The sequence below is a fragment of the Pseudomonas sp. HOU2 genome, assembly GCF_040729435.1.
Lineage (GTDB): Bacteria > Pseudomonadota > Gammaproteobacteria > Pseudomonadales > Pseudomonadaceae > Aquipseudomonas.
In genome coordinates this window covers 2,527,021-2,550,911 of record NZ_CP160398.1, presented here as the reverse complement: position 1 = coordinate 2,550,911, position 23,891 = coordinate 2,527,021, and the positions used below count along the sequence as shown (strand labels likewise).

General features: G+C 62.7%; 22 protein-coding genes. 12 read left to right on the top strand and 10 right to left on the bottom strand.

Features of this window, described 5'->3' with window-relative positions:
* Positions 1 to 189: 189 nt before the first annotated feature.
* Positions 190 to 1,392 (bottom strand): MFS transporter, encoded by a 1,203-nt coding sequence (locus tag ABV589_RS11465; RefSeq protein WP_367085894.1) that lies wholly within the window; start codon positions 1,390 to 1,392, stop codon positions 190 to 192.
* 339 nt (positions 1,393 to 1,731) lie between these two features.
* Here ABV589_RS11465 and ABV589_RS11460 point away from each other — a divergent pair, with 339 nt between their 5' ends.
* Positions 1,732 to 3,825 (top strand): mechanosensitive ion channel family protein, encoded by a 2,094-nt coding sequence (locus ABV589_RS11460; RefSeq protein ID WP_367085893.1) that lies wholly within the window; start codon positions 1,732 to 1,734, stop codon positions 3,823 to 3,825.
* A gap of 126 nt (positions 3,826 to 3,951) precedes the next feature.
* Here the strand turns inward: ABV589_RS11460 and ABV589_RS11455 are convergent, their stop codons facing one another.
* A complete protein-coding gene (locus tag ABV589_RS11455; protein WP_367085892.1) occupies positions 3,952 to 8,253 on the bottom strand; it encodes a DEAD/DEAH box helicase in 4,302 nt (1,433 codons plus the stop codon).
* Positions 8,254 to 8,577: 324 nt separating this feature from the next.
* On the opposite strand from ABV589_RS11455, the gene ABV589_RS11450 reads away from it, so the two are divergent.
* A complete protein-coding gene (locus tag ABV589_RS11450) occupies positions 8,578 to 9,462 on the top strand; it encodes a sugar nucleotide-binding protein (protein ID WP_367085891.1) in 885 nt (294 codons plus the stop codon).
* A complete protein-coding gene (locus ABV589_RS11445) occupies positions 9,455 to 10,384 on the top strand; it encodes an NAD-dependent epimerase/dehydratase family protein (RefSeq protein WP_367085890.1) in 930 nt (309 codons plus the stop codon). Before ABV589_RS11450 ends, ABV589_RS11445 begins: the two co-directional genes overlap by 8 nt.
* A 251-nt stretch (positions 10,385 to 10,635) precedes the next feature.
* On the opposite strand, the gene ABV589_RS11440 is transcribed toward ABV589_RS11445, so the two are convergent.
* The 5 genes from ABV589_RS11440 to ABV589_RS11420 all read right to left on the bottom strand — a co-directional run bounded on the left by ABV589_RS11440 (position 10,636) and on the right by ABV589_RS11420 (position 14,827).
* Entirely contained in the window at positions 10,636 to 11,334 is a 699-nt protein-coding gene (locus ABV589_RS11440) for an OmpW family outer membrane protein (RefSeq protein WP_108590069.1), read from the bottom strand.
* A 249-nt stretch (positions 11,335 to 11,583) separates the two neighbouring features.
* Complete coding sequence (locus tag ABV589_RS11435) at positions 11,584 to 12,102, bottom strand: DUF3299 domain-containing protein (RefSeq protein ID WP_047296927.1); 519 nt, start codon at positions 12,100 to 12,102, stop codon at positions 11,584 to 11,586.
* 11 nt (positions 12,103 to 12,113) lie between these two features.
* Positions 12,114 to 13,379 (bottom strand): ABC transporter permease, encoded by a 1,266-nt coding sequence (locus ABV589_RS11430; protein ID WP_247268921.1) that lies wholly within the window; start codon positions 13,377 to 13,379, stop codon positions 12,114 to 12,116.
* 1 nt (position 13,380) lies between these two features.
* Complete coding sequence (locus tag ABV589_RS11425) at positions 13,381 to 14,091, bottom strand: ABC transporter ATP-binding protein (protein ID WP_007966120.1); 711 nt, start codon at positions 14,089 to 14,091, stop codon at positions 13,381 to 13,383.
* Positions 14,092 to 14,224: 133 nt separating this feature from the next.
* A complete protein-coding gene (locus ABV589_RS11420) occupies positions 14,225 to 14,827 on the bottom strand; it encodes a DUF2796 domain-containing protein (protein WP_367085889.1) in 603 nt (200 codons plus the stop codon).
* A gap of 135 nt (positions 14,828 to 14,962) precedes the next feature.
* On the opposite strand from ABV589_RS11420, the gene ABV589_RS11415 reads away from it, so the two are divergent.
* Positions 14,963 to 15,322 (top strand): hypothetical protein, encoded by a 360-nt coding sequence (locus ABV589_RS11415; protein ID WP_367085888.1) that lies wholly within the window; start codon positions 14,963 to 14,965, stop codon positions 15,320 to 15,322.
* Between the two features lie 109 nt (positions 15,323 to 15,431).
* Here ABV589_RS11415 and trxA read toward each other — a convergent pair whose 3' ends face one another.
* The 3 genes from trxA to ABV589_RS11400 form a co-directional block, all read right to left on the bottom strand.
* On the bottom strand, positions 15,432 to 16,304 hold the full coding sequence (gene trxA / locus ABV589_RS11410; protein ID WP_367085887.1) for a thioredoxin: 873 nt from the start codon (positions 16,302 to 16,304) through the stop codon (positions 15,432 to 15,434).
* A gap of 198 nt (positions 16,305 to 16,502) precedes the next feature.
* Positions 16,503 to 17,156, bottom strand: coding sequence for a 50S ribosomal protein L11 methyltransferase (locus ABV589_RS11405; protein ID WP_367085886.1), 654 nt, complete (start codon positions 17,154 to 17,156; stop codon positions 16,503 to 16,505).
* Positions 17,153 to 17,617, bottom strand: a complete 465-nt coding sequence (locus ABV589_RS11400) for a hypothetical protein (protein WP_367085885.1) — start codon at positions 17,615 to 17,617, stop codon at positions 17,153 to 17,155. Before ABV589_RS11400 ends, ABV589_RS11405 begins: the two co-directional genes overlap by 4 nt.
* 127 nt (positions 17,618 to 17,744) lie before the next feature.
* Here ABV589_RS11400 and nrdR point away from each other — a divergent pair, with 127 nt between their 5' ends.
* The 8 genes from nrdR (at position 17,745) to ABV589_RS11360 (ending at position 23,862) form a co-directional block, all read left to right on the top strand.
* Positions 17,745 to 18,209 carry a transcriptional regulator NrdR gene (gene nrdR / locus ABV589_RS11395; RefSeq protein WP_003228656.1) on the top strand — a complete coding sequence of 155 codons (465 nt, stop codon included), beginning with the start codon at positions 17,745 to 17,747 and terminating at the stop codon, positions 18,207 to 18,209.
* Positions 18,206 to 19,339, top strand: a complete 1,134-nt coding sequence (gene ribD / locus ABV589_RS11390) for a bifunctional diaminohydroxyphosphoribosylaminopyrimidine deaminase/5-amino-6-(5-phosphoribosylamino)uracil reductase RibD (RefSeq protein WP_367085884.1) — start codon at positions 18,206 to 18,208, stop codon at positions 19,337 to 19,339. The genes nrdR and ribD overlap by 4 nt, the downstream gene beginning before the upstream one ends.
* A 47-nt stretch (positions 19,340 to 19,386) precedes the next feature.
* Positions 19,387 to 20,049: a riboflavin synthase gene (locus ABV589_RS11385; protein WP_367085883.1), complete on the top strand. Its 663-nt coding sequence runs from the start codon at positions 19,387 to 19,389 to the stop codon at positions 20,047 to 20,049.
* 16 nt (positions 20,050 to 20,065) lie between these two features.
* Positions 20,066 to 21,157 (top strand): bifunctional 3,4-dihydroxy-2-butanone-4-phosphate synthase/GTP cyclohydrolase II, encoded by a 1,092-nt coding sequence (ribBA, locus tag ABV589_RS11380; protein ID WP_007966103.1) that lies wholly within the window; start codon positions 20,066 to 20,068, stop codon positions 21,155 to 21,157.
* A 247-nt stretch (positions 21,158 to 21,404) separates the two neighbouring features.
* Entirely contained in the window at positions 21,405 to 21,881 is a 477-nt protein-coding gene (ribE, locus tag ABV589_RS11375) for a 6,7-dimethyl-8-ribityllumazine synthase (protein WP_003228649.1), read from the top strand.
* Positions 21,878 to 22,378: a transcription antitermination factor NusB gene (nusB, locus tag ABV589_RS11370; protein WP_123588845.1), complete on the top strand. Its 501-nt coding sequence runs from the start codon at positions 21,878 to 21,880 to the stop codon at positions 22,376 to 22,378. The genes ribE and nusB overlap by 4 nt, the downstream gene beginning before the upstream one ends.
* An 18-nt stretch (positions 22,379 to 22,396) precedes the next feature.
* Positions 22,397 to 23,362, top strand: a complete 966-nt coding sequence (gene thiL, locus ABV589_RS11365; protein ID WP_367085882.1) for a thiamine-phosphate kinase — start codon at positions 22,397 to 22,399, stop codon at positions 23,360 to 23,362.
* On the top strand, positions 23,359 to 23,862 hold the full coding sequence (locus ABV589_RS11360; protein ID WP_007910933.1) for a phosphatidylglycerophosphatase A: 504 nt from the start codon (positions 23,359 to 23,361) through the stop codon (positions 23,860 to 23,862). Before thiL ends, ABV589_RS11360 begins: the two co-directional genes overlap by 4 nt.
* Positions 23,863 to 23,891 lie beyond the last annotated feature (29 nt).

The following is a 23,891-nucleotide window of genomic DNA, read 5'->3' as shown; positions in this document are numbered from 1 at the left end:
TCCTCGTACAGCCTGTGTCTGTTGATGACTGTGCGCGGTTCGGGAAAGTTTCGGTGGCGTTACGGACGGTACATTTCTGAGATTACTAACGACCCCTGTAGGAGCTGCCGAAGGCTGCGATCTTTTGATGTTGCTTTTCAAGATCAAAAGATCGCAGCCTTCGGCAGCTCCTACAGGGGGATCGTGGGATCAGTGGCCGGTGACGACTCGCGAAGTGCTTTCGGCATAGGTCGGACCGAGGCGATCCAGTCGCCCACTCCACGCTGTGAGTGCCAGCGCCAGCAACACCACCAGCCCGCCGATCCACGCCGTGTGAATCAGGCCCAGATGCTCGACAATCAGTCCGCCGCCCCACGCACCACCGGCAATCCCGAGGTTGAACGCGGCAATGTTCAGCCCCGATGCCACGTCTACCGCGTGCGGCGTGTGATGTTCAGCCTGACGCACCACATACACTTGTAGCCCCGGCACGTTGCCGAACGCTACCGCGCCCCACACCAGCACCGTGGCCAGCGCCAGCCATGGATTGGCGGCGGTGAAGGTCAGCACGAACAGCACGGCAGCGAGTAGGGCAAAGATGATTTTCAAGGCACTGATCGGCCCGCGTTTGTCCGCCAGTTTGCCGCCCCAGATGTTGCCGACCGCCACCGACACGCCGTACACCAGCAATACCAGGCTGACAGTGCCGGCGCTGAAACCGGAGATGTCCTGCAGGATCGGCGCAAGGAACGTGAAGGCGATGAACGAGCCGCCGTAACCGATCGCGGTCATGGCGTACACCAGCAGCAGACGCGGTTGTTTCAGCACTTGCAGTTGCTGCAGCAAGGACGCCGGTTTGCTGTGGGCGATGTTGTTCGGCACATACAGCAGGCTGCCGATGAAGGCGATCACACCCAGCGCCGAGACGGCGAGGAAGGTTTCTCGCCAGCCGAAATGCTGACCAATGAAGGTGCCCAGCGGCACGCCGGTCACAAGGGCCACGGTGAGGCCGGTGAACATGATCGCAATCGCGCTGGCAGCCTTTTCCTTGGGCACCAGGCTGGTGGCGATGGTCGAGCCGATGGAGAAGAACACCCCGTGCGCCAGGCCAGTGACGATCCGCGCCAGCACCAGCGATTCATAACCCGGCGCCATCCACGCCAGCAGGTTGCCGAGGGTGAACAGCACCATCAGCGACAGCAGCAACAGTTTGCGCGGGACTTTGCCGGTGAGGGCGGTCAGCACCGGCGCGCCAATGGCAACGCCCAGCGCATACAGGCTGACCAGCAGCCCGGCGGACGGCAGGCTGACGCCGAGATCGGCGCCGATGGTGGGCAACAGGCCAACGATGACGAACTCGGTCGTCCCGATGGCGAATGCGCTGAGGGTCAGCGCGAGCAAGGCAATGGGCATGACAGCACTCCGGTAGAGGTTCGAATGGAGCGCAGTGTCGGGGTTTGGCTTGTGCGGAAAAATACGGGGTTGGGCATTTGATATTTGCCTTGGACGCAAAGGTCAAAAGCGCTCCCCCTCACCCCAACCCTCTCCCCCAAAGGGGCGAGGGGGAAGGGAGCTGATCTCGGTTGCACTCAATATTGAGTTCGGCTGGATATTTCAGGTCGATGTAGCTCGAGAGCACAACTCGGTCGGCTCCCTCTCCCTCGGGGAGAGGGCTGGGGTGAGGGTGCTCTTGAACTTGCCAGACAATTACCGATCAGTTCCTTACAGGTTCAGCCAAGAGGGATCGGAGTTTTGATCAAGTTCAGGATCGCCATTTTGCTGGGAGCGCTGCTGTTTCTCGGCGCCAGTGAACTCGAAGCCGCCACGCTGCCGGGTGTTCCAGCCGCTGCTGAAGAGCCGGCCAAACCCGAGCCCATCGTGCAGGGCGGTCTGCTCGGTGCAATCAGTTCGAGCATCGACGACGTGCAGGACAAACTCGATCTCAATGAACATCTGGTCGACGCCTGGCGCCTGCGTGCCGACCGTGCGGCGGACGAAGTCGACAGACTGGTCAACCAGCCGTCGAACCGCTCCGGCTGGAGTGTCGCCGGGGATTTCCTGATGTTGTCCGGCGTGTGGCTTGGCGCCTTCGCGCTGCTCACGGTGCTCGGCAGCCTGCTGGCCAGGCGGCTGAGTCAGGGCCGTTGGCTGCGCACCCGCCAGCGCAGTCAGGATCTGGCGGGTTACCTGCTGCCGTACACCGTGCCGGCGCTGATCTGCCTGCCGCTGACGCTGTACGTCAGCCACTTTCTGCAAGCCTCGGTCGGCCGGGCGCTGGCGCTGTGTTTTGCCTACGCCACCAGCAGCGGGATTTTCTCCACCTCGATGCTGTTGTGTGTGGTGGTGATGTTCAATGTCGGGCACAAACGGCCGGCCGCGCGGATCATCCGCAACTACTGCCCGAAACCGCTGTTCCTGATCGGCTTTCTCGCCGCCCTCAGTGATGCGTTGACCAGCCCACAGATCGCCCGTCAGTTGGGCGGCAATATCACCAGCAGCGTTGCGGTGTTCACCGGGCTGATCGCCTCGATCATCTTCGGTCTGCTGGTGATTCGCCTGCGTCGGCCGGTGGCGCATCTGATTCGTAACCGACCGCTGGCGCAGCGTCTGAAACAGCCGTCGTTGCAGGAGTCGCTGCGGATTTTTTCCGGGCTCTGGTACTGGCCGATTGTGTTGATGGTGCTGGTTTCAGCGGTCAATTTGATCGGCATCGGCGAAGACAATCAAAAGGCCCTGCGTTGTGCGCTGTTCACCACCGTGCTGCTGATCGGCACGGTGTTCCTCAGCACCATCCTCCAGCACCTGTTCAAGTCGCGAAAAGCCGAAGCGATCCAGCGCAGCAGCGCTTACAAGGAACGCTTTCTCAGCCTGTTGCACGCGTTGCTGCGGATCGTCATTGCGATTGCCTTCATCGATATTCTCGGGCGGATCTGGGGCGTCTCACTGCTCGATTTCGCCCAGAGCAGCACGATCGGCCGGGCGATCAGCAACGCGTTGAGCAGCATCGGCCTGATCTTCCTCGTCACCTGGCTGTTGTGGGTGGTGCTCGACACGGCGATTCAGGAAGCGTTGAAACCACCGGTGAGCAAACGCTCGTCGCGCCAGCCCAGCACCCGGGTGAAAACCATCCTGCCGCTGCTGCGCAACGCGATCAAAATCATCCTGGTGGTGATCTGCGCGATCACCACCATGGCCAACCTCGGCATCAACGTTGCGCCGCTGTTGGCCGGTGCCGGGGTGGTCGGTCTGGCGATCGGTTTCGGTTCGCAGCAACTGGTGCAGGACGTGATCACCGGGCTGTTCATTATCATCGAAGACACCCTGTCGATCGGCGACTGGGTGGTGCTCGATTCCGGGCATGCCGGCACCGTCGAGGGCCTGACCATCCGCACCCTGCGCCTGCGTGACGGCAAGGGGTTTGTGCACTCGGTGCCGTTCGGCCAGATCAAGGCTGTGACCAATCAATCACGGCAGTTTGCCTATGCGTTTTTCTCGGTGCAGTTCACTTACGACACCGATGTCGACAAGGCCATCGAGCTGATCCGCGAGACTGGCGATTCGATCCGTGAAGACCCGTTCCTCAAGTACAACCTGCAAGGGCCGCTGGATGTGTTCGGGGTGGACCGGATGGACTTGAACGGGGTGGTGCTGACGGCGCAGTTCCGTACCGTATCGGGTGGGCAATATGCAGTGAGCCGGGCGTTCAACCAGCGTTTGAAAAAGCTTGTGGATAACAGCGCCGAGGTGCATTTCGCGCAGACTTATCCACAGCAGGTTTTGTTGCCCAAGCGGCAGGGCGAGGGGGAATTGGTAGCGAGCGAGGTGCCGCAGAAGTCGAGTACTTGATTGCCGGATTTTGTGCTGGGATTGCCGGCCTCTTCGCGGGCAAGCCCGCTCCCACATTGGATTTGTGAACGACGCAGATCCCCTGTGGGAGCGAGCTTGCTCGCGAAAGGGCCAGACCTGTCGACATCAATGCCGGATCAGCTTGCTGCGCACCTGTTCCATGGTGATCTGATCCAGCTCGGTCCAGAACACCTGCTTGCCGGCAATCTCGGCAGCCACCGGCAAACCATCCCGATACACCAGCCGATTACTTACCAACGCCGGCAACTTCGCTCCCGGTAACAATGTCCCCGCCAGGTTCAATGGATCCACCCCGCACACCGCGATCAAACTGCCGTCATGCGCCCGCCGCCGTACCTCCCGCAGCAACGGAATCGCCTCCGGCAAGGCAAACTGTTCCCCCGCCAGACCACTGACAAAGCGCCCGCCGCGAATCTCGCCCCGGGCCTCCAGCCGATGAAACGTGCGCAGCAATTCGCGCCAGCTCGGCAGCCAATCCGCCTCGCGCTCCAGCAGGCGCCAGAACACTACGCCATAGCGGCGCAGCAACGTCATGGCGACATGTTCGAGAGTTTCGGGTGACGCCATCTGACCGCTTTCCACTTGTGGCCCGCGCCGCAACAACGCCCAGCGCCCGGCATCGTCCATGCCGCCGACAAATGCCCCGCGCCCGCGTCGACTGCTGCGTTGCTGGCGCTTGCTCGCCGGGGTGATCAGGGCGCGCAAACCGGCGAAGCTGTCGGCGTTCACCAGGCCGGCGCCGACCAGTTCCTGCAAGGCGATCTCCAGCTCGGTGCGCAACAGGTGCGCTTCGTGGATCAACTCATCGAAAAACAGTGCGCCGTGCTGATTCAGCGCCTCATAAACCTTTTGCGTTTTCGGCGACAGTTCACTGACCGGCGTCTGCTCGGCCAGCGCACTCCACAACCCGACCTGACTGCGCGGCAGCAACACGATCGGGGTACTGCGCAACGCCGTGCCGCTGACTTTCTGCCGGGCGCTGAGGCGCGTCCATACCAGTTTGCCGTTGCGACACAGCTCATCCAGCCAGCTCGGCGAATAGTCTTTCAAGCGCGCTGGAAGAATGTCGCTGTCCCACGCGGAGGCCGCTGCCGGGTAACCTTCGAACTGGCCGACAATCGCCGGCAACACCGCGCTGCCCTGACCGCGTGTAGCGGGGGAAAGGTGTTGCCAGTCGAACAGAAAACGCATGAAATCCTGCAGTGCTACCGGCTCGATTTCCCGGCGCAGACGCTTGACCGTATAGCGATGAATGCGCGCCAGCAGATGCCGTTCGCACCATTCTTCAACGACCACACCCGGGGTGAAATGACCGCGCAGCACATAGCCTTCACGCTCCAGTTGCGCGAGGGTTTGTGCGACTTGTGCAGCGGGCAGCGCCAGCGGTTCGGCAATAGCCGGGAGCGGCAGCGGGCCGAACGCGCCGAGCCGCGCGCGGACCACCTCGACCAGTGCTTCCTCGAACGTCCAAGGTTCGTTGAAACCAGGCAAGGCCTGCTGCTGCGGTTGCAGCGTGGCCTGTGGATAAAGCGCCAACAGGCACGTCAGGCGCTCACGCGCCAACCACAACGAATGTTGAGGATTGATCATCAGGCGACAGGCTCGACCACTTTCGGTCAACGTATCCAGCCATTCACGCCAATTCCCGTTGGCCTGAACTTCGGCCTCGGCGACACACGCCAGACTCATCAGCGCCTCATGCATTTCATCGACGTTGGCCGGCGTCGGCCACGCTTCCTCGCGCACTGCGTTGATGGCGTCGGCGTCCAGTGCCCCGAGGTCATCGGTGGATTGCGGATCGCTCCAGCGCCGGTTGATCACCGCTTGGGTGCGGCGTTCTTCCAGTGGTGCATCGTCGAGAAAGCTGTACGGCCGCGCGCTGAGAATTTCTGCCGCCAGCGGTGACGGTGCCGGCAGATCGCGGCTGATCAATCGCACCTCGCCGCACTCCATACGCCGCAGCAGAGTGAGCCAGCCGTCGCTGTCCATGGCCTCGTGCAGGCAGTCGTCGAGGGTTTGCTCCACCAGCGGGTGTTCAGGGACTTCCCGTTCACCGGCGAGGTTTTCCAGACAGGCGATCTGATCGGGGAACACGCTGGCGATCAGGTCTTCGCTTTTCATCCGCTGCAATTGCGGCGCGACTTTGCGCCCGCCGGTGAAACGCGGCAGCGCCAGCGCCACCCCGGCATTCCAGCGCCAGCGCACGCCGAACAACGGCGCATCCAGAACGGCCTGAATCAGGATGTGCTCGGCGCTGTTGCTGTGCAGGTAGCGCCAGACGTCATCCAGCTCGAAACTGTGGCTGGTGGACAGCGACAGGACAATCGCGTCCTCACTGGCAGCAGCCTGCAACTCGAAATTGAAGGTGCGGCAGAAACGCTTGCGCAGCGCGAGGCCCCAGGCACGGTTGATGCGGCTGCCGAAGGGTGAATGGATGATCAGTTGCGTGCCGCCGGACTCGTCGAAAAACCGCTCCATCAGTAACGTGTCTTGCGAGGGCAGGGCGCCGAGAGTCAGGCGTGCGCGGGCGAGATAGTCCACCAGTTGTTCGGCGCTGGCGCGGTTCAGGCCGAGGGTTGCGGTCAGCCAGTCGAGCGCCGGTTGCAAGTCGCCCGGGCTGGCGCCGAGCAGTTCGTCGAGGGTCGCTTGCAGGCGCGCCACCGCCGCAGACAATTCATCGCTGCGCCCCGGCGCTTCGCCGAGCCAGAACGGAATGGTCGGTGGTTGGCCCTGGGCATCTTCGACCCGCACCTTGCCGGTTTCCACCCGCAGGATGCGGTAGGAGGTATTGCCGAGCTGGAACACGTCGCCCGCGATGCTTTCCACGGCAAAGTCTTCGTTGACGCTGCCGATGTTCAGACCTTGCGGTTCGAGCAGCACGCTGTAGTCGGCGTTGTCGGGGATGGTGCCGCCACTGGTCACGGCGGTCAGTTGCGCGCCACGGCGACCACGGAGGGTGCGGCTGACGGCGTCGCGGTGCAGGTAAGCGCTGCGGATGCCCTGACGACCGTTGTAGCCTTCGGCGAGCATCGTCAGCAGCGCCTGATAGTGTTTTTCGTCGAGATCGCGATACGGCGAGGCTTGGCGGAACAGCGCCAGCAGCGCGTCTTCCGCCCATTCCCGGCAACTGACCTCGGCAATGATCTGCTGCGCCAGTACATCCAGCGGCGCCTCGGGGATGTGCAGGGTGTCGAGTTCGCCACGGCGCACGCAGTCGAGCAGGGCGGCGCATTCGATCAGGTCGTCGCGGGTGGTGGCGAACAAGCGGCCCTTGGGCGTGCCGCCGACCTGGTGCCCGGAGCGCCCGACCCTTTGCAGAAACCCGGCAATCGAGCGCGGCGAGGATATTTGGCAGACCAGATCGACTTCGCCGATATCGATGCCTAATTCCAGTGAGGCGGTGGCGATCAGCACTTGCAGTTCGCCACGCTTGAGCCGTTGTTCGGCGTCGAGGCGGAATTCTTTGGCCAGGCTGCCGTGATGCGCGGCCACCGCGTGTTTGCCCAGACGTTCGCTGAGGTGTCGGCTAAGGCGTTCGGCCAGGCGCCGGGTGTTGACGAAAATCAGCGTGGTGCGGTGTTCGCGGGCCAGTTCGGCGAGCCGGTCATAAACCAGTTCCCAGACATCGTTGGACATCACCGCCGACAACGGCACCGGCGGCACTTCGATGCCCAGATCCCGTGGCCGGGCGTGGCCGATATCGATGATTTCGCAGGGGCGATCAGTGCCGACCAGAAACCGTGCCACGGCATCGATCGGCTTTTGCGTGGCGGACAAGCCGATGCGGGTCAAGGGTTCGGCACACAGCGCCTGCAGGCGTTCGAGGCTCAGCGCCAGATGACTGCCGCGTTTGCCGGCAGCGATGGCGTGAATCTCGTCGATGATCACCGTGCGTGTACTGCCGAGCATTTTGCGTCCGGACTCGGAGCCAAGCAGCACGTACAGCGATTCCGGAGTGGTCACCAGAATGTGCGGCGCACTTTTGCGCATGGCGACGCGGTCTTTCTGTGGAGTGTCGCCGGTGCGCACCGCCGTGGTGATCTGCAGTTCGGGCAGGCCCATCTGGCGCAACTGCTCGGTGATTCCCGCCAGCGGGTTCTGCAGGTTGATGCGGATGTCGTTGGACAGCGCCTTGAGCGGCGAAACGTAGACCACCAGGGTTTCGTGCGGCAGGCCGTCAGGATTTTCCAGGCCACGGTGGACGAGGTCGTCGAGCACCGCGAGAAACGCGGTGAGGGTTTTACCGGAGCCGGTGGGCGCGGCGATCAGTGTCGAGCGGCGCTGGCGGATCAACGGCCATGCGCGGGCCTGGGCGGCGGTCACCGTCGGGAAGGTGTTGCTGAACCAGGCGCTGACGGCGGGGTGAAAGCCTGCCAGGGCGGCGTCCTTGGGAATGGGCAGATTCATGCTCAAGTTATGCGGGTGAGGGCGACAAGATGCAAGTACCGCTCGGGATCTGCGCTGTTCATCAGGGCCTCATCGCTGGCAAGCCAGCTCCCACAGGTTTCAGTGTTGATTGCCAAACTTGTGAACAACAAAAAACACTGTGGGAGCTGGCTTGCCAGCGATGGGGCCAGTTGATTCGGCACAATTCCCGGCGATCTGCACTTTACGGGTGACGGTTGCGCACTAAACCCGCAAAATGCAACGATTCCGGCAATTATCGACGACGGGTGTCACAAGCACCGTCGCTAAAGCCATCGTTCCAATCAGACTGGGCCTGCTGACTCTATGCGAATGCGCCTTATGTTACTGGGCGGCGGAAATGCCCTTGGGCAGGCGCTGATTCGCCTCGGTGCAGAGGAAGACATCGGTTTCCTCGCCCCCCGCCCGCCAGAAGACGGCTGGGATGCCGCGAGCCTGACGCAACTGCTCGACGATACCCGTCCGGATGCGTTGATCAACCTCGCCTACTATTTCGACTGGTTCCAGGCCGAGACTGTCAGCGAAATCCGTCTGGCGGGGCAAGAACGCGCCATCGAGCGGCTGGCCGAGCTGTGCCAGCACCACAACATCATCCTCGTGCAGCCTTCCAGCTATCGGGTGTTCGACGGTTCGCGGGCGACCGCCTACAGCGAAAAAGACGAGCCGGTGCCGCTGGGCCTGCGCGGTCAGGCGCTGTGGCGCATCGAGCAAAGCGTTCGCGCCACTTGCCCGCAACACGTGCTGCTGCGCTTCGGCTGGCTGCTCGATGACAGCCCTGAAGGCACCCTCGGGCGCTTCCTTGCCCGCGCCGAACAACCGGACGAATTGCTCATGGCCGATGACCGCCGGGGCAATCCGACCCCGGTGGATGACGCGGCACGGGTGATCATTTCGGTGCTCAAGCAACTCGATTGCGCGGCGCCGCTGTGGGGCACTTACCATTACGCCGGCCACGAAGCGACCACGCCGCTGGCGCTCGGTCAGGCGATTCTGACCGAGGCGCGCAGCCTGCATCCGCTGGCGATCGAAGCGCCGACCGCTCAGGCCCATGCCGCGCGGCCGGACGCCGCCGAAGAACCGCAACACGCGGTACTCGCCTGCAAGAAAATTCTGCACACTTTCGGGATCAAGCCCCGCGCCTGGCGCGCCGCGCTCCCGGCTTTACTGGATAGGTTTTATCGTCATGGCTGAAGGCCCTGTTTTAATCACCGGCGGTGCCGGTTTCATCGGCTCGCACCTGACGGATGCGTTGCTTGCGACCGGCCATTCGGTGCGGATTCTCGATGATCTCTCGACCGGCAAACGCGCCAACCTGCCACTGGATAACCCGCAGGTCGAACTGATCGTCGGTGACGTCGCCGATGCCGCGCTGGTTGCGCAGGCGATGCAGGGCTGCAGCGCTGTCGCGCATCTGGCGGCGGTGGCCTCGGTGCAGGCGTCGGTGGACGATCCGGTGAAGACGCACCAGAGCAATTTCATCGGCACCCTGAATGTCTGCGAAGCCATGCGCCAGGCCGGGGTCAAGCGCGTGCTCTACGCATCGAGCGCGGCGGTGTACGGCAACAACGGCGAAGGCGAGTCCATCGACGAGGACACGCCAAAAGCCCCGCTGACCCCGTATGCCTCGGACAAACTGGCCGGCGAACACTACTTTGATTTCTACCGTCGCCAGCACGGTCTGGAACCGGTGATCTTCCGCTTCTTCAACATCTTCGGCCCACGCCAGGATCCGTCCTCGCCGTACTCCGGGGTCATCAGCATCTTCAGCGAACGCGCACAGAAAGGCCTGCCGATCACCGTGTTCGGCGATGGCGAGCAGACCCGCGATTTCCTCTATGTCGAGGATCTGGTCGATGTGCTGGTGCAGGCGATCGACAAGCCTGAAGTGGAAGTGGGCGCGATGAACGTCGGCTGGAATCAGGCGATGAATCTCAAGCAGATGCTGCAAGCGCTGCAAGACGTGGTCGGCGAGCTGCCTCCGATCAGCTACGGCCCGGCACGCTCCGGTGACATCCGTCATTCGCGGGCGAACAACGCGCGTTTGCTGCAACGCTTCAAGCTGCCGGAGCCGACGCCGATGCGCGTGGGACTGGCGCGGTTGCTGGGACGCTAAATCGAAAAAACAAAAAAGGCGCCTTTGCAGGCGCCTTTTTTGTGGGCGGGGTATCGCTTTGACGCTCGGTGCAATCCCTGTGGCGAGGGAGCTTGCTCCCGCTCGAATGCGCAGCAGTCGCAAATTCAGTCAACGCGGTTTTTCTGAAGCACCGCTTTTGCCTTGTTCTGGGCTGCTTCGCAGCCCAGCGGGAGCAAGCTCCCTCGCCACATTAGCCCGCATTCACCACCACGCGAATGTTCGAATGTTGCCTAGAACTTGTAGCCCAGACCCACCATGTACACAAACGGATCGACATCAACATTCACCTTGGCACGAGTACCCGGCGCCACGGCGTTGTTCTCGACGGTGGCGCGGGTGTCGATGTCGATGTAGCGCACCTGGGCGTTGAGCATGATGTTGTCGGTCAGCATGTAGTCGGCGCCGACCTGCCAGGCCAGGCCCCAGGAGTTTTTCGCCTTGAAGTTGCCGAAGCCGTTGGACTGCGCTTCGCTGCCGACGTGCTCGTCGTAGATCCAGGTGTAGTTGATGCCGCCGCCGATGTACGGCTGGAATGGCGACTTCGCGTCCAGCGGGTAGTACACGACGCTGAGGGTTGGCGGCAGGTGTTTCAGGGTGCCGAGTTTGCCGTTGGCGGCTGGCAGCGCGGTGCCTTTGATTTTCACGTCATGCTCGAACGGCGACGCGGCCAGTAACTCGATACCGATGTTGTTGGTCAGCATGTAAGCGAAGTTCAGACCCAGCTGGGTGTCGCTGCTCATGGTCGCCTTGCCGCCCAGGTTGGTGCCGCTCAACGGACCCTGATCGACCTTGACGCTGGAGCTGTCGGCCTTCGGGTTGACGGTGATCGCACCGGCGCGAACGATGATGTCGCCGGCTTCGTGGGCGTGGGCGAGCGGGGCTGCGAGCGCGAGGGCAAACAGCGAGGCGCTGAGCAAGGACTTGTTCATGGGGGCTCCAAAAGGACGTTAAAAGCTTCTGATGTCCTATGGTATGAAGCCAACTGATACGGTCTTTTGACTCAGCTCAATGAAACAGTGAAGGGATGGTTTTTTGTGGAACCTTGGCCGGCCCCATCGCTGGCAAGCCAGCTCCCACAGGTTTCGTTGGTGATCACAAAATGGGTGAACGACTCGATCACTGTGGGAGCTGGCTTGCCAGCGATGGGGCCATTGAAAACAACACAGAGCCGCCGGAATTCACTCCGGCAGCTCATACACATAAATCTTGTCCGCCGCCATCTGATACCCGGCATCCGCCAGTTCGCTGGTGGACGCCTTGACCTGCAACGGTCCCTCGACCCAGTACGGTTGATACAGTTCGTCGAGCTTCACGCCCAGCTCGCTTTTCACATGCACGATCTGGTTCGACGGCGGTGGCGGCACGTGGATGCAGGCGCCGAAGTACGGCACCAGCAGAAAGTCGGTGGTGCGTCCTTCTTCGTTGACCTCCAGCGGCACGATGTAACCCGGCAGGCGGATGTTCTGACCGTCCAGGCTCTGCACCACCGGTGCGTTGGGCATGTCCTGTTTCGCGGCGGGCGCCGATTCGGCGGACAGCGCATCGCCCATCTTCGACAGGTCGTGCAACGGCGTCATGTTCGGCACTTCCGGCGCGGCGTCCGGCGGGATCATCTCCGACCAGGTCAGGTCTTTCGGCGCCGCTGCCCACACGGGCAGGGCAACCAGCAACAGCAGCGCGAGTACGGCGCGGGGCATGGTGAACATCCTCATAAACGGATCGACAGGCCATCGGCCAATGATTGGCGATACGCGCGCCAGGCCGGCACGCTGCCCATCAGCAGCGCGGCAGCCAGAATGCCACCGAGCAGCGTCCATTCATACTCGCTCGGCCACGCCAGCGGCAGATACAAACCGTAATTGGCCTGCACATAACCCTGCGCGGCGGCGATGCCGATGTACAGCAAGGCCAATCCTGCGATCACCCCGGTCAGCGCCAGCGCGAAAGCTTCCAGCACCAGCAGGCTTGCGATGTGCCACGGCCGCGCACCGACCGAACGCAGAATCGCCATCTCGCGGCGACGCTCGTTGAGGCTGGTGAGAATCGCCGTGAGCATGCCGATCAACCCGGTCAGCACCACGAACAGCGAGACCACGAACAGCGCCTTTTCAGCGGTACTCATCAGGCTCCACAACTCCTGCAACGCCACGCCGGGCAGGATCGCCAGCATCGGCTCGCCACGGAATTCGTTGATTTCGCGCTGCAGGGCGAAGGTGGAAATCTTGCTGTTGAGGCCAAGCATGAACGCGGTGATCGCTTGCGGCGTCAGGTCCATGTTGCGTGCCTGATCCGCCGTGATCCGCCCGTTGCCACGCGCCGGCACACCGTTGTGCCAGTCGATGTGAATCGCCTCCATACCGCCGAGGCTGATGTGCAGCGTGCGATCCACCGGGGTGCCGGTGCGCTTGAGAATGCCGACCACGGTGAACGGTTTGTCGTCGTGCTTGACCAGACTGATCGCCGCCACGCCGTGGGCCAGCACCAGTTGGTCGCCGAGCTTGTAATGCAACGCTTCGGCGACTTCGGCGCCGAGCACCACTTCGAACGGATCGGTGGCAAATGCCCGGCCATCAGCCAGTTCCAGATGCTGTTGGCGGCCGTACTGGTAATGCTCGAAATAGGCTTCGGTGGTGCCCATCACCCGGTAGCCGCGATGGGAGTCGCCGAGGGACATCGGGATCGCCCATTTTACTTTGGGGTTGCTGGCGAAATGTTCGAAGCTGTCCCAACGGATGTTGTTGGTCGCGTTGCCGATGCGGAACACCGAGTACAGCAGCAGGTTCACCGAACCGGAGCGGGCGCCGACGATCAGGTCGGTGCCGCTGATGGTGCTGGCGAAACTGGCCTTGGCCTCGGTGCGCACGCGCTCGACGGCGAGCAACAGGCACACCGACAGGGCAATCGCGAACGCGGTGAGCAGGGCGGTAAAGCGGCGGTTGGCCAGGCTGGCCATGGCCAGACGAAACAGATACATCTCAGACCTCGGCAGACGTGGCGGCGCGATTGAGCTCGGCCAGGGACAGGTGACGGTCGAACAGCGGCGCGAGGCTCTGGTCGTGGCTGACGAACAACAGGCTCGATCCGGCTTCGCGGCATTCGGCGAACAACAGGCGAATGAAATTTTCCCGGGCGTCGTAATCCAGCGCCGAGGTCGGTTCGTCGGCGATCACCAGTTCCGGCTGGCCGATCAAGGCCCGGGCGGCGGCAACCCGTTGCTGCTGACCGATCGACAGCGAATCGGCACGACGACCGAGGATGCTTTCGTCCTTCAGGCCCAGGTGGGCGAGCAGGGTGGCGGCGGCTTGATCGACGCTGCCGTGCCGCTGTTTCGCCCGCTCTGCACGCAGCTTCGAAAAGTGGCATGGCAACTCGACGTTCTCGCGCACCGAGAGAAACGGCAGCAGGTTGAATTGCTGGAAGATGTAGCCGGTGTGATCGACGCGAAAGCGGTCGCGGGCGCCGGCGCCCAGTTCGGTCAGTTCCTGGCCGAGCAGGCGAATGCTGCCGCGCCCGGGTTTCTGCACGCCACCGAGCAGGCCGAGCAGGGTGGTTTTGCCACTGCCGCTGGGACCTTTGAGGAACAGGGTTTCGCCCGGTTCCAGGCGAAACGCCGGGATGTCCAGCAGCGGCGGGTGACCGGGCCAGTTGAAGCCCAGGTCGGACAGTTCGATGAGTGCTTGGGTCATGGCACCAGTTTCATGGTTGATCACGGGCCTGTGTAGGAGCTGCCGAAGGCTGCGATCTTTTGATCCTGTTTTTAAAGGCAAGATCAAAAGATCGCAGCCTGCGGCAGCTCCTACAGGGGATTTTTTCAGGCAATCAGAATTTCAGGGCGGCAGCCTTGGCGGTCACTTCGGTACCCTGCTGGCCGCTCGGGCCGATCAGTTGTACCTGAATTTTCTGGGTCGCCGGGAAGGTATTGAAGATGTTCGCCAGATCCAGGGTCTTCAAGGCGCCCGGGGTGGCGCAAGTGAATTGGTAGTGGGCGTGGATTTCGCTGTGATCGTGGTGATGCGCTTCACCGCCCTTGGCAACTTCGTCGTGGTCGTCATCGTCATGCTCGTCAGCATCCGGCTTGTCGCCGAACAGCGGGCTTTGCAGTTCCTGGCTGGCCACTTTGCAACCGGCGGCGGCTGGCAGGCTGAACAGCGCCAGCGGGTTTTCCAGTTTGGTGCGCGCGGCCACAACTTTGGCCTTGTCGGCGTCGGAGGTGGCGGCGTGTTCGAAGCCCACCAGATTCATCGCCGGGCTTTCCAGTTCCAGCTCCAGGGTCTGGCCGTCGAGGGCGGCGTTCAAGCGGCCGACGCCATGTTCGCGGGCACCGAGGCTGCCGTGCTCATGGTCATGATCGTGCTCATCGGCAGCGTGGGCGAAGGCCAGCGGCAACAGGGCAAACGGCAAAGCGAGCAGCAGACGACGCATGGCGGTCTCCGGAAAGTAAAGTGAAGAGTTTGTTATGTAATCTTATAACGAAAGTCCGCAGAGTTTGCCCGTGCGCTTGGCGTTGCACAAGTCCCGTGGGAGCATGCAGGTCAGAAATGTGCAGGAGCGAAGCAGATGTTGCGGATACGCGGAACCGTTGGCGCGACGCCGGTGGATTTGACGGTGGAGCTGGATGACAGCGATTGGGTGAAGCTCGGCGCAGCCCTTGGCGCGCAGCCGCAGGGCGATCAGCCTGAAATGGCAGTGAGTGTGCCGGCAGCCAAACCGCTGAATCAGGACGATGCGTTGTGGCAGGTCGCGCAGGATCTGTTGCGCAAGGCCGGGCAGCTCAGCGGGCCGGATTTGCTGGAGCAGCTTGAGGGATTGACCGGCAGCGCGGCGGCGGGCAAACGCTTGCTGGTGCGCTTGCGCCACAGTTCACAGGTGAAAGTGGCGAGCGGCGGCGATACGCCGCTCTACAGCTGGGTCGAGTGAGCCGCAAAAGATCGCAGCCTTCGGCAGCTCCTACAGGTTCATCCGCAAAACATGGTGAACCTGTAGGAGCTGCCGCAGGTTCGGGCCGCGATCGGACGATCTGTTGATCTTAATAAAGCGCAGCAAACACCTTACGGCGGTAAGCGGTCACCAGCGGATGATCATTGCCCAGCAACTCGAACACCTGCAGCAAGGTCTTGTGCGGCAGGCCCTCGCCATAACTGCGATTACGGATGAACAGCTTGAGCAAGGCCTCCAGCGCCGCTTCGTATTGCTGACGCGCCAGTTGCTGGATCGCCAGTTGATACACCGCTTCGTCGTCCTGCGGATTTTGCGCAAGGCGCGCCTTGAGGTCGGCGGCATCCGGCAGGTCGCGGGCCAGACCGAGGAACTTGATCTGTGCCTTGGCGCCGGCCAGGGCTGCCTTGTGCTCATCACTCTTGACCGCGTCGAGCACGGCCTGTGCCTCGCCCAGTTCGCCGCGCTCGGTCAGGCAGCGGGCGTAGAGGATCAGCGCCTTGGCGTTGCTGTTGTCTTCGGTGAGCATCACCACCAGCGCCGCTTCGGCATCGGCGAAGCGTCCTTCATCGAACAGTGCCTGAGCCTGTTCGAACGGATCGGCGGCGGCTGGCGCCGGCATCTGCACATGCGGCTCAAGCAGTGCACGCACCGCGGATTCCGGTTGCGCACCGGCAAAACCGTCCACCGGCTGACCGTCCTTGAACAGCACCACGGTCGGCAGGCTGCGGATACCGAAGCGGGCCACGATGTCCTGCTCGATGTCGCAGTTGACCTTGGCCAGCAGCAGTTCGCCCTGATAGCTCTCGGCAATGCCTTGCAGCATCGGCATCAACGCCTTGCACGGCGCACACCATTCGGCCCAGAAATCCACCAGCACCGGTTTGTTGAAGGAAGCTTCGATCACCGACTGGTCGAAATCGGCAGTCGAGGCGTCGAAGATGTACGGCGTTTGCTGACTCATGGGGGATCTCGTAAAAGCGTGGATGGGGCAACTATACGGCTTGGCGGGGTGTGGCCGAAAGCGGGGCAGATTTGAGAGGTGTACCGCTAGGCAGGACGCCATCGCTGGCAAGCCAGCTCCCACAGGGTTCTGTGTCGTAGACGAAATGTTGGTTCGACTCGGTCACTGTGGGAGCGGGCTTGCCCGCGATGCTTTTGGTTAGCGCCGCGCGTGGTACAGGCTCACCTGCCGAAATTCTTCCGGCTCCGCCAGATCCGGCAAGGTCATCGCCTCAAGCATTTCGATCCGCTCATACAACGGATGACGAAAATCCCGCACTCGCGAATCCGCCACCAGCGCCTCACGGCCTCGGCTGAGAAACGCATCAAGCAGCGGCAGGTTTTCGCGGTCGTACAACACGTCGGCGACCAGAATCAGATCGAAGCGATCGGCTTCGGCAAAGAAGTCCGTCGAATAACTCATCTGCACATCATTGAGTTCGGCGTTGGCCCGGCACGCGGCAATCGCCAGCGGATCCAGATCACAGGCCACCACTTCCAGCGCTCCGGCCTTGACCGCCGCAATCGCCGCGATCCCGGAGCCGGCGCCGAAATCCAGCACCCGCTTGCCACGCACCCACTCGGGGAACTGCGCCAGATGGCGCGCCACCGCCAGACCGCTGGCCCAGCAGAAACTCCAATACGGCGGTTCGTGAAGGATGCGCCGGGTTTCGTCCGGGCTGAACTCACGATCCATGTTGTCGCCGTCGATCAGCCACAGCTGCAAATCGGTACCCGGCAATGCACAGGCCTTGAGCCGCGCATCACCGAGCAATTCACCCAGCGCCTGTTGCAGGTCGAGCGGTGCCGTCATGGTGCTTTGACAAATTGCAGCTGGCCCAGCGCCTGAGTGGTCGGCTGGGTGATGGTTTGCGACGGCAGATGCAGGATCAACTGGCCCGACTGCGTGGCGCGCCCGCGCAGCTCGACCCGCGCGCCGGCCGGAAAGGCTTCCGGATTGAAGCGCAGGCGAAACGGCAGGATCTGGTTGTTGCCGATCAGGCTGGAACTGGCGAGCAGTTGTTGCGGGCGCGACTTGTCATCGATCACCAGCAGCGCCAGTTCGACTTCAGCCCCGGCCGGCACGCCTTGCAGGGTGCCGCTCAGCTCCCGTTGATAGGCCGGCAGCGGGCCGAAGTCGGCTGCTTCTTTGGCTTTTTTCTGCGCCTGTTGTGGTGCAGGGCCTGGTGTCGGCGGTTGCGGTTTGGGCTTGTCGCTGCCGCAAGCCACCAGCAGGGCGAAAAGACTGAGCAAAACGAGCGGTCGTAGCGACATTGGCAGCTCCAGAAAATGAAATCCGTGGATCAAACGATCATGCCAGTCTGTATACCGCAAACCCTATGGCTTGTCTTGCCACCGGGATGCGCTACCATGGCCCTCCCTTTTTTTGTTGCCAGCCACCATGCACTGTCCCTTCTGCGGTGCCAACGACACCAAGGTCATCGACTCGCGTCTGGTCGCCGAGGGCGAACAGGTGCGCCGCCGGCGTGAATGCCTGGCCTGCGGCGAACGTTTCACGACATTCGAGACGGCCGAACTGGTGTTGCCGCGCCTGATCAAAACCGACGGCAGCCGCCAACCGTTCGACGAAGAAAAACTCCGCGCCGGCATGCAGCGCGCCCTGGAGAAACGTCCGGTGAGCGTCGAGCGCCTCGAATCCTCTCTGGTCCACATCAAGCACAAGCTGCGCGCCACCGGCGAGCGCGAGGTCAAATCCCTCGTGGTCGGCGAACTGGTGATGGCCGAGCTGCAAAAGCTCGATGAAGTGGCCTACATCCGTTTCGCTTCGGTGTACCGGCGCTTCCAGGACCTCAACGAGTTCCGCGAAGAGATCGACCGCCTCGCCCGCGAACCGGTGAAAGAATGACCAGCGCCGCCGAGCAGGCGATCCTCGACGCCCACTTCATGGCGCGCGCATTGGAACTGGCGCGCAAAGGCCACTACACCACCCATCCCAATCCACGGGTTGGCTGCGTGATCGTGCGTGACGGGCAGATTGTCGGCGAAGGCTTTCACGAGCGCGCCGGCGAACCCCACGCCGAAGTTCACGCCCTGCGCGCTGCCGGTGAACTGGCTCGGGGCGCCACGGCCTACGTGACCCTTGAACCGTGCAGTCACCATGGGCGCACGCCGCCGTGCGCCGATGCGCTGGTGAATGCCGGGGTTGCTCGGGTGGTCGCCGCGATGCGCGATCCGAATCCACAGGTCGCCGGGCGTGGCTTGCAGCGTCTGGCTGATGCCGGGATCGCCACCGAAAGCGGCGTGCTCGAAGCCGAGGCGCGCCAGCTCAATCAAGGTTTCCTGAAACGCATGGAGCGCGGCTTGCCGTTCGTGCGGGTCAAGCTGGCGATGAGCCTCGACGGGCGCACGGCGATGGAAAGCGGCGAAAGCCAATGGATCACCGGCCCGGCCGCGCGTTCCGCTGTGCAGCGTTTGCGCGCGCAGGCGGCCGTGGTGCTGACCGGCGCCGACACCGTACTGGCCGACGGCGCGCGCCTGACCGTGCGCGCCGACGAACTGGGTCTGGATGCCGAGCAAACCACACGGGTCATGAGCCGTCCGCCGCTGCGGGTGCTGATCGACGGGCGCCTGCGGGTGCCGCTGGATGCGCCGTTCTTCAAAGCCGGCCCGGCACTGGTCGCCACCTGCATGGCGGTCGAAGAGCAATACGCCAATGGCCCGGAGTGTCTGATCGTGCCGGGCGATGACGGTCAGGTCGATCTGCATCAACTGCTGGTCGAACTGGCCAACCGTGGCGTCAACGAAGTGCTGGTCGAGGCCGGCCCGCGTCTGGCGGGCGCGTTCGCTCAGCTCGGTCTGGTCGACGAGTTCGTGATCTTCATTGCCGGCAAGTTCCTCGGCTCCACGGCGCGGCCGCTGCTGGACTGGCCGCTGGCCTATATGAAGGACGCTCCCGAGCTGAAAATCACTGAAATCCGCGCGGTTGGCGATGACTGGCGAGTCACTGCGACGCCGGTCCTTTCGGCGAGCGTATAATTCCCGGCCATCGCCTTAGCGCTGGCTTCGTTCTCAAGGAGAACCCCATGTTTACCGGCATCATCGAATCCATCGGCAGTATCCGCGCACTGACCCCCAAGGGCGGTGATGTGCGGGTGCATGTCGAAACCGGCAAGCTCGACCTGAGCGACGTCAAACTCGGCGACAGCATCGCCGTCAACGGCGTGTGCCTGACGGCGGTTGAGCTGCCGGGCGACGGCTTTGCTGCCGACGTCAGCCGCGAAACCCTCGACTGCACCGCCATGAATGACCTGAAAAGCGGCAGCCCGGTCAATCTGGAAAAAGCCCTGACCCCGACCACCCGTCTCGGTGGGCATCTGGTCAGTGGTCACGTCGACGGTGTCGGCGAAATCGTCTCGCGCAGCGACAATGCCCGCGCCGTCGAATTTCGCATCCGCGCGCCGAAAGAGCTGGCCAAGTACATCGCCCACAAAGGCTCGATCACTGTCGACGGCACCAGCCTGACCGTGAACGCGGTCGATGGCGCCGAATTCATGCTGACGATCATTCCGCACACCCTGAGCGAAACCATCATGGCCTCCTACAAGCCAGGTCGCCGGGTGAACCTGGAAGTCGACCTGCTGGCGCGTTATCTGGAGCGTTTGCTCCTCGGCGACAAGGCTGCTGAGCCAAGCGCTGGCGTTATTACTGAAAGCTTTCTGGCCGCCAACGGCTACCTCAAATCCTGACTGAAGGGGGTGCCTTGTGGCGCTCAATAGCATCGAAGAACTGGTTGAAGACATCCGCCAAGGCAAGATGGTCATCCTCATGGACGACGAAGACCGCGAGAACGAAGGCGACCTGATCATGGCCGCCGAATGCTGCAAGGCCGAGCACATCAACTTCATGGCCAAGCACGCCCGTGGCCTGATCTGCATGCCGATGAGCCGCGAGCGTTGCGAGCTGTTGAAACTGCCACTGATGGCGCCACGCAACGGTTCCGGTTTCGGCACCAAGTTCACCGTATCGATCGAAGCCGCCGAAGGCGTCACCACCGGTATCTCCGCCGCCGACCGTGCGCGCACCGTGCAAGCGGCTGCGGCAAAAGACGCCAAGGCTGAAGACATTGTCAGCCCGGGCCACATCTTCCCGCTGATGGCCCAGGCCGGCGGCACCCTGGCGCGCGCTGGTCATACTGAAGCGGCCTGCGACTTGGCGCGTATGGCCGGTTTCGAACCAAGCGGCGTGATCTGCGAAGTGATGAACGACGACGGCACCATGTCCCGTCGCGCCGAGCTGGAAGCGTTCGCCGCCGAACACAACATCAAGATCGGCACCATCGCCGACCTGATTCACTACCGGATGATCCACGAACGTACCGTTCAGCGGATTGCCGAACAGCCGCTGGACAGCGAACTGGGCCAATTCAACCTGGTGACCTATCGTGATTCGGTGGAAGGCGACGTGCACATGGCCCTCACTTTGGGCACCGTTTGCGCCGAAGAGCCGACCCTGGTTCGCGTGCACAACATGGACCCGCTGCGCGACCTGCTGATGGTCAAGCAACCAGGCCGCTGGAGCCTGCGCGCCGCGATGGCCGCGGTGGCCGAGGCCGGCAGCGGTGTGGTGCTGTTGCTAGGTCACCCGCTCGATGGCGACGTGTTGCTGGCGCACATCCGCGAAACCGCTGATCAGGCGGCGGTGAAAAAACCGACCACCTACAGCATCGTCGGTGCCGGTTCGCAGATCCTGCGTGACCTCGGCGTGCGCAAAATGCGCCTGATGTCGGCGCCAATGAAATTTAATGCGATATCCGGTTTCGATCTGGAAGTTGTAGAATACGTGCCCTCCGAATAAGACGCCGGGTTTTGGCCTCGTTGTTCGCTCAAGGCATATTTGATTTATTGTGGCGAGGGAGCAAGCTCCCGCTGGGCTGCGCAGCGGCCCCTCTTGTGGGCGCTGCGCACCCAAGCGGGAGCAAGCTCCCTCGCCACAAAGATGTGCAAGTGAACACCGAGTGCGATTTCCGACGCTGTATTCGCGGTTCAAATATCACTGAGGGACGCGTACGAAACGCGTCCCGGCTCTTTAAGAGATCTGACGAATGACCCTGAAGACCATCGAAGGTACCTTCATCGCCCCCAAAGGCCGCTACGCTCTGGTAGTGGGCCGTTTCAACAGCTTCGTGGTTGAAAGCCTGGTCAGCGGTGCAGTTGATGCCCTGGTTCGCCACGGCGTGAGCGAAAGCGACATCACCATCATCCGCGCGCCTGGCGCCTTCGAAATCCCGCTGGTTGCGCAGAAAGTCGCCCAGAAAGGCGAGTTCGCAGCCATCATCGCCCTCGGCGCGGTCATTCGTGGCGGCACCCCGCACTTCGAATACGTGGCAGGCGAGTGCACCAAGGGCCTGGCCCAGGTCTCCATGGAATTCGGCGTACCGGTCGCGTTCGGCGTCCTGACCGTTGACTCCATCGAGCAAGCCATCGAACGCTCCGGCACCAAGGCCGGCAACAAAGGTGCTGAAGCTGCCCTGTCCGCTCTGGAAATGGTCAGCCTGCTGGCGCAGTTGGAGGCCAAGTGATTAGCGACGATAGCGATCGTTTCAACCCGCGCGATCCGAAACCTGCGGATGCTGGCAAGCCATCGAAAAGCGTCAAGCGCCGCGAAGCCCGTCAGCTCGCGACTCAGGCCCTGTATCAATGGCACATGGCCAAGGCGTCGCTGAACGAGATCGAAGCGCAGTTTCGCGTTGATAACGATTTCACCGATGTCGACGGTGCTTACTTCCGCGAGATCCTGCACGGGGTTCCGCAGTTCAAGACTGAAATCGACACCGCACTCAAGCCTTGCCTGGACATCGAAATCGAAGAGCTGGACCCGGTTGAACTGGCGGTTCTGCGCCTGTCCACCTGGGAACTGCTCAAGCGTGTCGATGTGCCATACCGCGTGGTGATCAACGAAGGTATCGAGCTGGCGAAAGTCTTCGGTTCGACCGACGGCCACAAGTTCGTCAACGGCGTACTCGACAAGCTGGCTCCGCGCCTGCGTGAAGCTGAAGTCAAGGCGTTCAAGCGCTGATCAGCGCTTGATATCGCAATGGGCGAGTTTGAGCTGATCCGCAATTTCTTCGCCGCCGCGCCTTGTGCGCAGGGCGGCGAGGGCGTTGCCCTGGGGATTGGCGATGACTGCGCCTTGCTGGCGGTTCCCCCCGGGGAACAGCTGGCGATCTCCACCGATACGCTGGTGGCCGGCGTGCACTTCGCCGATCCCTGCGATCCGCTTCTGCTCGGTCAGCGCTCGCTGGCCGTCGCGGTCAGCGACCTGGCCGCCATGGGCGCCACGCCCGTTGCCTTTACCCTTGCCCTGACTGTGCCGACGGTGACCGCCGATTGGCTGCAAGCCTATGCCCACGGTTTGAACCGCATGGCGCAGAGCTGCAGCGTCACGCTGGTCGGCGGCGACACCACGCGCGGGCCTTTGAGCCTGACGGTCACGGTGTTCGGTCGGGTGCCGGCCGGGCAGGCCCTGACCCGCAGTGGCGCGCAACCTGGCGATCTGCTCTGTGTCGGCGGCGAGTTGGGCAATGCCGCCGGTGCCTTGCCGCTGGTGCTTGGTCAGCGCGAGGCCGCGGCGGATATCGCTCAGCCGTTGCTCGATCATTACTGGTCGCCCCAGCCGCAACTGGCCCTCGGTCAGGCACTGCGTGGCAAGGCCACTGCGGCGCTGGACATCTCCGACGGCCTGCTCGCCGATTGCGGGCATATCGCCCTGGCCTCGCAGGTTCGCCTCGAAGTTGAACGTGAGCGTGTACCGTTGTCCGATGCTTTAGTGGCGTTTCTCGGCCAGCGCGGTGCCGAGCGGGCGGCGTTGAGCGGCGGCGATGACTATGTGCTGGCGTTCACGCTACCGTCCGTCGAGTTGCCGGCGCTGCTGGCCGATGGTTGGCCGATCCATGTGATCGGGCGTGTGGCGCAGGGCCAGGGTGTGGTGCTGCTGGATCGCGAAGGACACGACATCACCCCGCAAGTCCGGGGTTATCAACATTTTCAGGAGACACCGTGACAGATCACCCGAAACAGGTTCCGGCCGAATTCGTTCCGCCGTCGGTCTGGCGCAATCCCTGGCATTTCCTCGCGTTCGGCTTCGGTTCCGGCACCTTGCCGAAAGCGCCGGGCACGTGGGGTTCGTTAGTTGCGCTACCCTTTATCCCGTTGTGGCAGATGTTGCCCGACTGGGGTTACTGGCTGATGCTCGGAATCACCATGCTGTTCGGCTTCTGGCTGTGCGGCAAGGTCGCCGACGATCTTCGGGTGCACGACCACGAAGGCATCGTCTGGGACGAAATGGTCGGGATGTGGATCACCCTGTGGCTGGTGCCGGAAGGCTGGTACTGGTTGCTCGCGGGGTTTTTGGTGTTCCGCTTCTTCGACATTCTCAAGCCGTGGCCGATCCGCTGGATTGACCGGCATGTCCACGGTGGCGTCGGCATCATGCTCGACGACGTGCTGGCCGGTGTGTTCGCCTGGCTGGCGATGCAGGGGCTGGTGTGGATTTTCGCCTGACCCGGATCGTCAGGGTTAAGTGAGGAGAC